The sequence below is a fragment of the Desulfomonile tiedjei DSM 6799 genome, from assembly GCF_000266945.1.
GTDB classification, from domain to species: Bacteria; Desulfobacterota; Desulfomonilia; order Desulfomonilales; family Desulfomonilaceae; genus Desulfomonile; species Desulfomonile tiedjei.
Genome location: NC_018025.1, coordinates 2870087 through 2881948 on the forward strand (window position 1 = coordinate 2870087; position 11862 = coordinate 2881948).

Genomic DNA, 11862 nt, shown 5'->3' on the forward strand with positions numbered 1-11862 from the left:
AACTTAATCCGAATCGTAGAAGAGAGACCGCGGCCCTAATCGGCGGGGAGAAAATGGATCGAAATTCTTGCCACGATAGACGTGTATGGTGCGGATAGGCTGCCCGTGATACATGACGTGGTAGGGAGCAAGTTCTTCAACTACTTGGAAATTTTCATAAACCGTGGTTAGCACGTCTGATGAAGGCCGAAGCGGAACAGGCGAAACATAGAGAATATTGGTGCCTTTCATATCGTCAAATGATGGATTCCAAACATCAAACTGGGTCGGACGTTTCCAGGGAGCGAGATATCGCACATACGGCTGCCCGGGAATATTGAACTCCATCAATGCGCAGAGCTGATAACTGTCCCCTGCAAGAATATCCTGAGGCTCCCGCAATTCGTTAATATGACGGCCGAGACCTGCCCAACCTCGCGTCTCCCAGATGACGCGATCTTCTTTGGCGTACTTCTTTTCCAGGAAAGCGGGAATGAGCCCGATCCAGGCATGGAGAATCACGAAGACGACCGGACCTACGGCCAGAATAACGCTCCATTTGAGGAAACGACCGGTGAAGAAACTCCATACCCCGGATTTCCCCTGCTCGCGACGGGTAAAGATAATCTGCACTGCAAGAATGGCCAGAGAAGGATAGCCGATGAATCCCCAATTGGCCTCGACATGCCCTTTGAAAGCCATAATCCCGAACAAGACAACCGGAAGGCCAAAACTCAAGAGCAATGTCTCTTCTGGTCGCGGATTCCTCAAGTTCCTGACCAGTGCCACAAATGCGCCGACACATAAAGCGATATAGAACAACGGGGAGACAAGACCGAACTGAGCAAGATGATACCCGAGCCCGTCGAGCAAACGGCGTGTAATATCAGTGGCTCCGGAACCGATATAAAATATGTGCCCCAGAGAAGCCCAATCGTGTTTGATGTTCCACCACAGTATCGGTAAGCTCATGATTACCGCGATGGCTACGCCGATCCATGGTTCTTTTCGGAATACTTGCCGTCGAAACTCCCGATTCCATATAAGAAAGAGCAAAATGCTGAAGAGTACGAGCAAGCCCGTATACTTGCTCAGTATCGATGCGCCTGCAGCGAATCCCATTACATAGAACCAACGCGAATCCTGTGATCTGAGATATCTGGCAGCGGCCCACAAGGCAAGCATCCAAAAGAAGATTGAAGCATTGTCATGGATAGCCGCCGATCCCCCAAGGAGGAAGGGTGGGGTGAGATTCACCGCAACAGCACAGAAAAGCGCACGAGGTCTACTTTGAAACAGTTGATTGCTGACGCTGTACAAGAGAAACGTCGTGGCCAGAGAGAGCACAAGAAAAGGAAAGCGGACCGAAAAAACCGTCGATTCTCGGAATAGTTCGGTGGAAAGCCGGATCAAATACGCAACCATTCCGGAATTGTCGAAATACGACCAGTCCAGCCGTCTCGACCAGGTCCAGTAGCTGCATTCATCGGGAATCAGGTTGACCCAGGATGCAAACAGAATTCTCCACGTAAATACCGCGAGAAGAACGGCCAACAGCGGCATGAAAAGAGTTGCGGGTTTGCTCTCAACGATTGGATCTTGGATTTTTGGTTCCGGAATCATCGATCGACTATACAGGCAGAGAAGAAAAAACCCAATACCGAGTTATGAAGTTTGTTCCATTAAGATCCACCGGAATCGAAAAGGACTTGACATATATCGATACGATATATAGCCTATACGGCTATAGGAGGCACTGTGGATATTCAATCCATCCTGCTTGGATTTCTCATGCGTAACAGCATGACCGGCTATGATCTGAAGAAAGCTTTCTCAATCTCCTTCGCTTTCTTTTCAGGGCTGAGCTACGGTTCCATTTACCCCGCACTCAGAAAGATGGAGAAAAACGGGCTCATTACCAAGCAGGTGGAGATCCAGGATGGCGCGCCAAACCGCAAGGTGTATACGATTACCGAAACAGGGCGCACGGAATTCCTCAACTCGCTGAAATCGCCGCTGTCCCCAGAGCAACCCAAGAGCACTTTCCTGATGAGGCTTTTCTTCTTTGGTCATCTCTCTCCACAGGATCGAAAGTCCGTTGCGCAGAAGCATCTTGGGGCAATCAAGCAAATGCAGGCGCAACTGCAGTCGGTCCAACCTCAGGTGGCTGCACACGCAGACCGTTTTCAGTACTTATGCTATGAATTCGGTCTCCGTTCTCTCAGCGACCTGGCTCGCAATCTTTCCCAAGTCATCGATGCCCTCGAAGAAGAGCCCAATGTGCAGAATCAGTTCGAGAAGATACAAACCTGATAACTCCGTCAACCTTGAAAAGGAGAACCAGTATGAAAGTCATCGCTCTCAATTCCAGTGCAAGAGATGAAGGAACCAGTAAGACAAGGCTCATGCTCGAAGCGCTCGTAAAGGGCATGGTCGAGGCCGGAGCGGAGGTGGAGACTATCCATCTGCGCGATAAGAAGGTGAAACACTGTGTCGGCTGTTTCACCTGTTGGACCAAGACTCCCGGGATCTGCGTGATGAAGGACGACATGACCAATGAAATCTTTCCGAAATGGTTAGAGGCTGATGTTGCAGTATATGCTACGCCTCTGTACCACTACACGGTAAACGCAACGATGAAGGCTTTCATTGAACGAACACTCCCGGTCATAGAACCCTTCATGTACAGGGAGTCGGATCTGACACATCATCCTCTACGCCATCAACCTCCTAAGGCCGTGTTCATATCAGTAGCTGGTTTCCCCGAATCGGCAGTTTTTGACCACCTCAAATCCTACGCCAATCGTCTGTTTGGTAAGAGTCTGCTGGCAGAAATCTATCGGCCCGCGGCTGAAGGAATGGTTCAGCCCGAATTCCGGGAACAGATGAATGACATTCTGGATGCTACTGTCCAGGCGGGTCGAGAATTGGTCGAATCGATGAAGATCTCTGAACCGACTATGGAACGGATTACCCAACCTTTAGACGCCGACTTCGACTCCCAGGCGAAAATGGCAAACGCGTTCTGGAAAACCTGCATAAAAGAGGGAGTGACCCCCCGGGAGTTTACCGAAAAAGGAATGATACCGAGGCCCGATTCTATCGACACGTTCCTGATGATTATGTCCAGCGGATTCAACCCCAAATCTGCGGCCGAAATTTCTGCCGTGCTTCAATTCAATTTTTCCGGAGAAATTCAGGGTTCCTGTTATTTGGCCATTGAAAACGGCCGAGTCGAAGCTCGAGAGGGAGCGTCTCAGAAACCGGATTTGATCGTGGAGACACCTTTCGAGACCTGGATGGATATCATCACAGGAAAAGCGGATGGCCAGCAGATGTTCATGCAACAAAAGTACAAAACGATCGGCGACATTACGTTGCTTCTCAGAATGAAAGATTTGTTCGGCAAACAGGACTAGCATGAAGGGAGGAGTCTCCGAATCCTCAGGAACCGTCATCAGGGATCGCGCATATTTTGCAGGCCGTTCCTTCACTGCATACCAGGTCTTTTGTGGCGACGCGGAGTTCGTGAGTCTCCTCCAATTGTATGGTGACATGATGTATGTGAAAGCGTTCGGCTAGAACCGCGTTCAGACGTGCGAGCAATTCCGTTCTGCTCGCTCCGTCATCCGACATCACGACATGAGCAGAAAGTCCATTCACGTCCGCGCCGATAATCCAGACGTGCAGATCGTACACGCAGCAAACGCCGTGCTCGTCAACCATGGCCTTCTGGACGTCGGCAATATTCAAATCGCGGGGAACTCCTTCCATGAGCACGTGTACGGATTCCCGAATCAGTTCCCAGGAAGAGTAGAGAATCAGTAATCCCACAAGAACACTGATCGCCGGATCGAGTCTATATTCACCTGTCAACAGGATCAAGATTGCCGCGAAGATTGCTCCCAGCGAACCCAGAGCATCGGAAACGATGTGGACGTAAGCCCCTCGGAGGTTCAAACTCTCTTGCCTCGTCGAAAAGAGCAGGAACGCCATGATCGCATTTACCGCCAGACCGAGGCCCGCAACAATCAACATTCCGCCGCCCTGGACCGGCTCAGGCACAAGAAAGCGGTGCACAGCTTCGTAAAAAATCAGTGCAACTATAGCCCAGAGCGCCAGCCCATTGGCCAGAGCCGCAAGAATTTCGGTCCTTCGAAAGCCGTACGTATGTCGCTCCGTGGGAGATCTGGTTCCTACGCGTATAGCGAACCAGGAGAGTCCGAGAGCGGCAACATCGGAAAGCATGTGTCCGGCGTCCGCGAGCAATGCGAGGGAATTGAATACGAGACCTCCCACTGCTTCGACGATCATGAAAACGCCCGTCAGTAAGAATGCCACTCCCAGCCGGCTCTCAGCCCGATTATGTTTGTGGTCATGGTGGTGAGCGTGACCCATGAGGATTTTTGTCCTCCCGACGGCTTTCATTTTACAATGTGCGTTCAAAGAAGTAATCCCGCCACCGGCGGGAGCAAATCCGGTTCCGGCATGTCTCCGAAGCGAAGTCAGGCCCTGCCGTTCGTAGCGGAGGAGATTTGGCGGGACCGGCCAAAAACAGATCTCTCAATATTCCCTCTATGAAAGCACATTGGTATCACATGTACAAAACCTATGTACATAGTAAACAGCATTCCCACCGGGAATCAAAGATCCTCTTGCACACGAAGGTTGACGGGAATTGAAACCGGTTGCTACAGTATGTCCATTCGAACGGGTTAGGAATCAGGCTTGGACGCATTAACTATCCTGGGGACCGCAGTTGCACTCGGCATGGACGCGTTTGCCGTGGGAGCTGCAGTTGCAGCCGGACTCGAAAACGTGACAGGTCGCCATCTGTTCAGACTGGCATGGCATTTCGGCCTATTTCAGTTTCTCATGACTGTTGCAGGTTGGTTGGGTGGAGATGGTCTCTCGACCTTCATGGGGGGACTAAGTAACTGGATCGCGTTCGGACTCCTTTCACTACTCGGAATCAACATGATACGGACTGCTTCTCATGCGGAAGACGCGCCTGAGAGCTTCGATCCGACTCGAGGTTGGAGTCTTGTCGGTCTGTCTGTCGCAACGAGCATCGATGCGCTCGCAGTGGGGATCTCGCTCGGGTTGATCAACGTCGAGATTTGGGCCCCATCGATAATCATAGGTTGCACCGCACTGGTAATGACATTCACCGGCATGAAGCTGGGCGACAGAGTCGGAATGCATTTGGGCCAGTGGGCCGAGCGTATCGGCGGAATCGTCTTGATCGCCATAGGATTACGAATTCTCATCGAACAGCTCATGCAAAAAACCTCCCCTTAATTCGCGCTCCCTTCTTGCCGATAGCGGAGCTAAATGAGGTAATCGGCCGTGATTCTCGATTTTCAATCCAATCATCTGACTACCGTGGAAGATCTCGGACAGGGACTCTTCCGAATTTGTTCAAGAGCCGACGATGCGCTCTTTTCCGCGGAAATCCTTTTGGATGTCAAAGTTCCGGCTCTTGACATTCGAAAAGCGGATCTCGCCGTAAAGCGGGATGTGCTTGGGATTGTTCCCGATCTTGGCCCAGCTGCGGAAAAATTGATCGGAGTTCGCGTCGGTCCCGGTATGACAAAAATAGTCCGGGGATTACTCGGCGGACCTGCAGGATCGGACCGTATTGCCGAGATGGTGCTTGAAGCCATGGAAATGCTCGTGAATGCCCTGACGGTTCCTGAGTTGAAAAAAGGAATGGAATCCGGCGGCTTATCGACGAGATTGGAAATGGACGGTCCAAAGGTGTTTCTCAATGATGTGCTCATAGGGGAGCAGACTGTCGGCGTAATGGCTGATAATCCTCGTCTCAAGAATAGTTGCGCCGCCTTCTCCGATTTGGATTAATCTCAATTTGCTTTCAAAGCAGTAACATCCGGGAAACTTCTTTAAATGGATTATGTCCTTAGTTCAGCCGAGAGTCAGCCAGAAATTCTGGCAAAGTCTGTTCCTGATCCGGCGGATGAAGGCCGATGTGGAGCCGGGTAGGGGCATCCCTTGTGGGTGCCCGGTCATTCCTGGTGGGCAGGCACGAGACCTACCCCTATCCGAGGCTTTGCCCGCAATACCGGGACTCTATGTCAGTTGATAAAGCACCTGAGCTAACGACATAATGCATTTGTTAAAAAAGGTTTCCCACATCTCATCTCTTTGAATCCGTCAGGAGGCCAACAATGCTCTTGTATTCGCGCATGAAATCAATTGGCGTGCAAGTTCAGGGTCCCGAATCGCGCGTTGTCAGCGGAGTCCTGGAAGACGAGTTGTACGGTATGGAATGTCATATCCAGGTGAGCTGCCCGGATTTCACGATTACCTCCGTTCAGGCTCGGATGAAACGGTTCACGACCATCAGATGTCCGCGTGCGATGGAGGCTTTCACACGAGCCGAAGGATGGAAATTTGACGCTGAGTTGAACGGGAAAATCAAGAAAGAGATCGGACGGCTCGGCTGCCGACACATGGCCGTGCTCATGGTCGATTGTTGCAGAAGTCTTGCCAGAGCGGAATTTGCCAGAGAACTGCAGGCTGCGCAGAAAAGCGATCCCAATCTCGACAAGAAGTCCTTTATTCAGGATTTTTTCGGAAAATACCCCTCACTTTCCGGATATCTGAAGCTTCAGTAGGAGTAAAGCCTGGATGAAACTCGATCTTCACATCCATACTACCGAATTTTCTTCTTGCAGCACAATGAGTCCCGATGAGTTGATGATTGCAGCGCGGGAGAACGGACTCGACGGGGTCTGCATTACCGAGCACAATCGCATCTGGACGAAATCTCAAGCCGAAGCTCTGAGCAATAAACACGGTCTTGCTGTGTTCCGCGGCATGGAAGTGACCACAACCGGCGGTGACATTCTGGTATTCGGTTTAGAAGAAGAGCCTGACGGCATGTGGACTCCTGCGATGCTGAAATCGAAAGTAGATGCTGTTGGAGGAGCGGCCATAGCGGCTCATCCTTTCCGCGGCTTTCTCTTGTTCGGATTTGGCGATCTCAAGATGCAGGTGCAGGATGCCCTTGATAACCCTACGTTTTCTCAGGTTCATGGACTGGAGGTCTGCAACGGTCTTGTAACGGAAACCGAGAACAATCTGGCTCGTGAAGTTGCGGAGGCAGCAGGCCTTATAATGATTGGAGGCAGCGATGCCCATCGGCCGGAAGCGGTTGGAACGTGCATCACGGAATTTCATGACTTCATTGCCAATGAAAAAGAGCTTGTTCAGGCGATTCTCAGCTCCAGGTTCAGTCTTCGTAAGATAAAATGATCCGAATTCCAGGGAGGTGACAATGGAAGGCGAAAATATCAAATGGTCCGAATGGACTCGCAGCATGGAACGCCTCTTGCGGCTGAAGACGTTTCCTGTGGGGCTGAAGCTGCTGGAGAACCCCGACGATCTCACCAAGAGCCCGTGGATCCGACGATCTCCTGAACCTCTGTCTCTCTGTCAATTTATCACCATAGTCCGGACGTTCGACTGGACTGTGGGCGGGACTGCGAACGATCTGGCCACCCCGGGGTGCGCGAGTATCCTGGGATTGAGCGAGCTTCCCGAGTACGTTACCGACGGATCCATGCGCAACGTGGTCTGGCTCGAGAAAAAGGAGGACGCTGCAATATGTGAGTCGGTGATTCAGAGGATTCCGTTCGGAAAGTATAAGGCTTTTCTCCTTGCGCCTACGGCATACGATCCCTTTGTTCCGGATATTGTGCTGATCTATGGGAATCCGGCGCAAATGTCTCTCATGGTCAATGCAATCCAATACGATCGTTTCGAGCGATTAACATTCTATTCCGTAGGGGAGACTTCATGTTCCGACGTGATCGGCCGATGTTTTGTGGATGGAGTTCCGGCGCTCTCCATACCCTGTTACGGTGAGCGAAGATTCGGTCACGCAGCGGATGACGAGCTGGCAATAGGGCTTCCTGTAAAAGAATGCGCTCGTATCCTTGCGAACCTGGAAATCCTGTACAAAAAAGGAATCCGGTATCCTATTTCCCACTATGGAGCACAGGTGAGCCCGGCGGCTGCTTTGGCTGCAGTGTATAAGTTTGCCGAATTGGAGAAGAAGCAAAAATAGAGCGGTCGGAACCCCGTCTTCAAAATCCATGCGTTTGCAAGGCATGAATCGAGACTGAACCTCAGAGTAGGAGAATTATTTCTTCTGGAGAGTTTTGGGGTCTTTCTTGGCTTCTATTTCCTTTCTTGCCTGCAGGTAGAGTTCGCGGATATCATCGAGCCGGTCCGCTGAGACATCATACCGATCTCCCAGAGAAGGTGGCGGCTGGTTCATCTGATGGCTCACTCCTTGATCCCGTGTAGCGGGGCCAGTCTGGTGAGCAGTCTGGGCAATGGCTTCAAAGCCGAGGGGAAAGCAAAGAAGCAATCCTGCGAGTAATCCTGTTCCGTATAGTTTCAGCAACTGATTTATGCTTTTGTCGGCAATGCGGATCTTCATTCGAGAGTCCTCTGATTTCAACACACGGTCAGCCAAGAATCTCCATCGGGACTCGTCCCGGGGTTGTCCAGGAACATGGGATAAAACAAGCCCCTCAGTGGCTTCCCAATAGCACAGAAAATCGCCCGGATCAATGGCCGAGTGCGAGTCTCCGATACCGAGTTCGCACTATTCCACAAGTTTCTGCTGCTGGCTCTGAATGGTATGAGGCTCTTTGGTGCGGACCTCCCGAACAATGTTGTCTATCCCGAGAATAATAGTATCCAGCTCATCTGAAAGTCGCGACGTCTGTTTGTAATCCTGATCGAGACTACCAAACCAGGTTACGGTTTTTTCCAAGAGTCTGAAAAGGTCGTCAAGTTCACCTCTGAGCCGTTGGGCTTCTTCCGGGAATTTTGTTATTTCATGACCGATCCGCACTGCAGAGCTGAGAATTTCTCGCAATTTTACGTACAGATCCCCCATTTCCGATCCCGCGGCCGCTGCAGGAAGGGATTGGTCCTTGAGTCGATTTCTCAGATCAAAACCTTCTTCCATGATCGAGGCCAGCTTGGATCTGTCGTCGACGGACAAACCCTTTACCACCTCTGCATAATCTCCGGCTAGAACACGCCAGCCCTCAGAGAGCAAACCCGGTCTGGTCCCCGAAACGAGCGGTCTTCGATATTTCATCCGAAACGCTGCAACCGCGATCGGTGCAACAAGAGCAACGAGCAACAGCAGAAATGCGGTAAGTCCACCAAACAGCGGAGCTCCAATCAGGGCAGCAGCAGACAAAATAAGACCGGGATTCCAGAGTTGTTCCCAAACCTTCTTTGGTCCGCCGGGAACAATTGTTCCTTCAATGTTGATTGCTTTGAGAGCACGAATGAGGCGTTCCGCCGATTCTTCGTCAATTCCGCTTGCTAATAGGGACCTGCCCCGGAATAGCCGCGTGTCCGCCTCGAAGAGATCGACCTCAGGAAACCAGCTCCGAATAAGTGATACTGCATTGGTTCGCAGTATTTTCGAGGGCACTTCCTGAATCTCAACCGCCAGATCTCCGGAAGAAATCGATGACGGAGACAATTCTCCGCAAGCCGGGCAAAACGGGTAGCCTTGCTTTATGCTCTTTTCACATGATGTGCAGGTGTGTCCGATGGAATCCAAAGCAAAAACCTCTCCTGGAACAGATTCTTGCGTATCAACTACCGTTTTGAAAAGGCTGTGGTTCTCGCATGTGAACATCGGAGAATGCATTCATGAGCATTCGAGCTTGGGAAAGACTTTCTCAGGTGAACGATTTTCCGATGGTCACCTCCATTTGGGTGGCACTTCTCCATCGCTGAGACAACTCCTTCTCCAGGCACTTGAGAATCATAGCGTCCAGCCAGGCCGGAATTTGCCATCTGTGAACCCGAGGAGGCACAGGAAAAGTTTTCAGATGAGCGAAGCGATATTCTTCGATTTCTGCAGCTTTGAATGCGCACTTTCCTGTGGCAAGCCTGTAGAGAGTCGTTCCCAGAGCATAAATATCCGCAAAGAAATGATTTACGAACTTGCTATCCAGCACGAAGCACTCGGGGGCAAGGTTTGCCGGGTCCACTTCGGGCTCCTCAAACATGCGTCGCTTGAATCCCCGGACTTCCACAAGTGCCTTCCAAATGCCACATTCATCCAATTTCACAGTATTAGTGTCCGGGTCGAAGAGGAACTTTCTTGGGCTTAATGCTCCGTGAGGCAGTCTTCGTGCTACTCCATCAGCCCCCCGATGCATGTGGGAATATCCAACGGCATTCAGCAATTGCGGAAGCAGCTCCATGAACAGATCGAGAGAAATCCCGTCTTGGGTGGACTTGAGTAGAGACTCCAGATTGGACGGCATGTGTTCGTAAACGAGCGTTGGCTTGCCTTCCACAAATGTCTTTCCGTACACCTTCAGAATATTCGCGTCTCTCATTGCGAACTGATATGCAAACGCCTTTTCCATGAATTCGGAAACGATACCGTCCTCGGTGTCTTCGAGATGAAATACTCGCACATTGAGAAGCGGCCGTTCTCCGTCATAAGAATCAAGTGCAGAAAAAAGAGTCGATCCTGCAGAATGCTCCAGTATTTCAACAAGGTTGTATGAACCTTGCGAGATTTCTTCCGGCGTTTCGTCAGAAAATGCAACTTGCTCCAACGGAATGCCGATCATATCCTGTACTTCTTCAGGGAATGACTCTTCCGGCACGGGCTCGGACACCGGTTGCGCGGGTACTGCAGGCGGGCTCGTCATAAGAGGTTCCGGAGCAATGGCAACGGGATCTTGGGGAACTTTCTCTTTTTCGGGAATTATGACTAAAGCCGTGTCATTCGAGGATTCGGATTCCACGGCTTGGAGTCCGGGGTCGGGGATAGATTCCTTCGTAACGTCGATCCCGCACGCGGGACATATGGTGAACGCAGTAGGGTGAATATGGCTGCAGACCGGGCAATGATAGAGAGATTTCAGAAAATCCTTCTCCTGTCGAGCCTCGATTTCCTGAATGACTCTGTTTCGATCGAAATACTGATCTTTCGATATGTGACCGTCGTTTATGAGCCGTCTCACGACTCCGATCAGCTCTTTAGGATTCAGGCCATACTTGACCAGCAGATCTCTATCCTTGAGTCCTCTGCAATAATCTTTGACGAATTCTTGAATATCCAGTCTTGTGCCCATTCAGTTCCTCATCCAAAGACGTGCCGGGCAAGCGCAGGAAAATTGTAATCGACCCCATTACCGATCGACGATGCTGAGCAATATTTTCGAACTCTTACGGCTTGGCTGATAGAGAGTATACCATCAAATCTAATGGGAGGGGTAATGGAAAGACACTGTCCTTCCCGGCATGGGGTACGCTTCTAGTGTCCTCTGAGTTGATTCTCCCACCATTGAATATCAGAGTGCACCAGACCGGTCAAATCGTTGGATCTCAATATGCCTCTTATCCATCGCAATGATTTCTCGGGCGGGTGAAGATAAATATGATTCCAAGCATGGGCCCCGGCTATTCCCAGAACCAATACGGTAGCGACGGCATTTGCGAAGTCTTCCGGCACCTCTTTCGGGATATGCAATCTTCTCTCCTGGGGCATGTGAACTCTCTAGAACATAATGCGGCGGTCACCGGATTGACGCAAAAAGGCTCAACGTTTCATTGCACGCAAAACGCTCCTCTGAGCCTCAGGCTGACACCGTCGACATTACTTTAACAGATCGTTCTTCATGAAGAAACCTATGGCAATTCCGATGAATCCCAGAACCGAACCGACCCAGAAAGCCCAGGCCCAGTAAGAGAACAAAGAACCCCATTCCGTTCCATGAAAATCGGCAGCAGCAATTAAAGAATAAGCCAGATAATCCATAGTACGCTCCTCCTGACATCAATGTACACGAATCAGCTCCC

Annotated in this window: 14 protein-coding genes; 7 read left to right on the plus strand and 7 right to left on the minus strand. The window is 50.9% G+C overall.

All coding sequences use genetic code 11. The features are described 5' to 3' along the window. Positions 1-3: 3 nt before the first annotated feature. On the minus strand, positions 4-1602 hold the full coding sequence (locus DESTI_RS12050; RefSeq protein WP_014810238.1) for an ArnT family glycosyltransferase: 1599 nt from the start codon (positions 1600-1602) through the stop codon (positions 4-6). A 135-nt stretch (positions 1603-1737) separates the two neighbouring features. On the opposite strand from DESTI_RS12050, the gene DESTI_RS12055 reads away from it, so the two are divergent. Further along, on the plus strand, positions 1738-2292 hold the full coding sequence (locus DESTI_RS12055) for a PadR family transcriptional regulator (protein WP_014810239.1): 555 nt from the start codon (positions 1738-1740) through the stop codon (positions 2290-2292). A gap of 32 nt (positions 2293-2324) precedes the next feature. Continuing rightward, positions 2325-3398, plus strand: coding sequence for an NAD(P)H-dependent oxidoreductase (locus DESTI_RS28815; RefSeq protein WP_014810240.1), 1074 nt, complete (start codon positions 2325-2327; stop codon positions 3396-3398). Between the two features lie 25 nt (positions 3399-3423). Here DESTI_RS28815 and DESTI_RS12065 read toward each other — a convergent pair whose 3' ends face one another. Beyond that, positions 3424-4377, minus strand: coding sequence for a cation diffusion facilitator family transporter (locus DESTI_RS12065; protein WP_014810241.1), 954 nt, complete (start codon positions 4375-4377; stop codon positions 3424-3426). Positions 4378-4707: 330 nt separating this feature from the next. Between DESTI_RS12065 and DESTI_RS12070 the strand changes: the two genes are divergently transcribed. The 5 genes from DESTI_RS12070 to DESTI_RS12090 all read left to right on the plus strand — a co-directional run bounded on the left by DESTI_RS12070 (position 4708) and on the right by DESTI_RS12090 (position 8071). Next, positions 4708-5280, plus strand: a complete 573-nt coding sequence (locus tag DESTI_RS12070; RefSeq protein ID WP_014810242.1) for a manganese efflux pump MntP — start codon at positions 4708-4710, stop codon at positions 5278-5280. A 48-nt stretch (positions 5281-5328) separates the two neighbouring features. Next, on the plus strand, positions 5329-5841 hold the full coding sequence (locus DESTI_RS12075; RefSeq protein WP_014810243.1) for a hypothetical protein: 513 nt from the start codon (positions 5329-5331) through the stop codon (positions 5839-5841). A gap of 326 nt (positions 5842-6167) precedes the next feature. Continuing rightward, on the plus strand, positions 6168-6617 hold the full coding sequence (locus tag DESTI_RS12080) for a DUF2889 domain-containing protein (RefSeq protein ID WP_014810244.1): 450 nt from the start codon (positions 6168-6170) through the stop codon (positions 6615-6617). A 13-nt stretch (positions 6618-6630) separates the two neighbouring features. Then, complete coding sequence (locus DESTI_RS12085) at positions 6631-7257, plus strand: PHP domain-containing protein (RefSeq protein ID WP_014810245.1); 627 nt, start codon at positions 6631-6633, stop codon at positions 7255-7257. A 22-nt stretch (positions 7258-7279) separates the two neighbouring features. Then, on the plus strand, positions 7280-8071 hold the full coding sequence (locus tag DESTI_RS12090) for a DUF169 domain-containing protein (protein ID WP_014810246.1): 792 nt from the start codon (positions 7280-7282) through the stop codon (positions 8069-8071). Between the two features lie 75 nt (positions 8072-8146). Here DESTI_RS12090 and DESTI_RS12095 read toward each other — a convergent pair whose 3' ends face one another. From DESTI_RS12095 to DESTI_RS30735, 5 genes are all read right to left on the minus strand, one after another. Beyond that, positions 8147-8449 (minus strand): hypothetical protein, encoded by a 303-nt coding sequence (locus tag DESTI_RS12095; protein WP_014810247.1) that lies wholly within the window; start codon positions 8447-8449, stop codon positions 8147-8149. Positions 8450-8617: 168 nt separating this feature from the next. After that, positions 8618-9598: a hypothetical protein gene (locus DESTI_RS12100; RefSeq protein ID WP_014810248.1), complete on the minus strand. Its 981-nt coding sequence runs from the start codon at positions 9596-9598 to the stop codon at positions 8618-8620. A gap of 121 nt (positions 9599-9719) precedes the next feature. Further along, positions 9720-11135, minus strand: a complete 1416-nt coding sequence (locus DESTI_RS12105; protein ID WP_014810249.1) for a protein kinase domain-containing protein — start codon at positions 11133-11135, stop codon at positions 9720-9722. A gap of 182 nt (positions 11136-11317) precedes the next feature. Next, the gene (locus DESTI_RS12110; RefSeq protein WP_157212152.1) at positions 11318-11533 is read right to left on the minus strand and encodes a hypothetical protein; all 216 of its coding nucleotides are present in this window, start codon (positions 11531-11533) and stop codon (positions 11318-11320) included. A 126-nt stretch (positions 11534-11659) separates the two neighbouring features. Continuing rightward, positions 11660-11821, minus strand: a complete 162-nt coding sequence (locus DESTI_RS30735) for a hypothetical protein (RefSeq protein ID WP_014810251.1) — start codon at positions 11819-11821, stop codon at positions 11660-11662. Between the last annotated feature and the right edge of the window lie 41 nt (positions 11822-11862).

What these genes read in the sequence shown, in the direction of transcription:
- DESTI_RS12050 (WP_014810238.1), bottom strand. Translation starts at nt 1,602, where the DNA reads ATGATTCCGGAACCAAAAATCCAAGATCCAATCGTTGAGAGCAAACCC.
- DESTI_RS12090 (WP_014810246.1), top strand. Translation starts at nt 7,280, where the DNA reads ATGGAAGGCGAAAATATCAAATGGTCCGAATGGACTCGCAGCATGGAA.
- DESTI_RS12065 (WP_014810241.1), bottom strand. Translation starts at nt 4,377, where the DNA reads ATGGGTCACGCTCACCACCATGACCACAAACATAATCGGGCTGAGAGC.
- DESTI_RS12085 (WP_014810245.1), top strand. Translation starts at nt 6,631, where the DNA reads ATGAAACTCGATCTTCACATCCATACTACCGAATTTTCTTCTTGCAGC.
- DESTI_RS30735 (WP_014810251.1), bottom strand. Translation starts at nt 11,821, where the DNA reads ATGGATTATCTGGCTTATTCTTTAATTGCTGCTGCCGATTTTCATGGA.
- DESTI_RS12105 (WP_014810249.1), bottom strand. Translation starts at nt 11,135, where the DNA reads ATGGGCACAAGACTGGATATTCAAGAATTCGTCAAAGATTATTGCAGA.
- DESTI_RS28815 (WP_014810240.1), top strand. Translation starts at nt 2,325, where the DNA reads ATGAAAGTCATCGCTCTCAATTCCAGTGCAAGAGATGAAGGAACCAGT.
- DESTI_RS12095 (WP_014810247.1), bottom strand. Translation starts at nt 8,449, where the DNA reads ATGAAGATCCGCATTGCCGACAAAAGCATAAATCAGTTGCTGAAACTA.
- DESTI_RS12080 (WP_014810244.1), top strand. Translation starts at nt 6,168, where the DNA reads ATGCTCTTGTATTCGCGCATGAAATCAATTGGCGTGCAAGTTCAGGGT.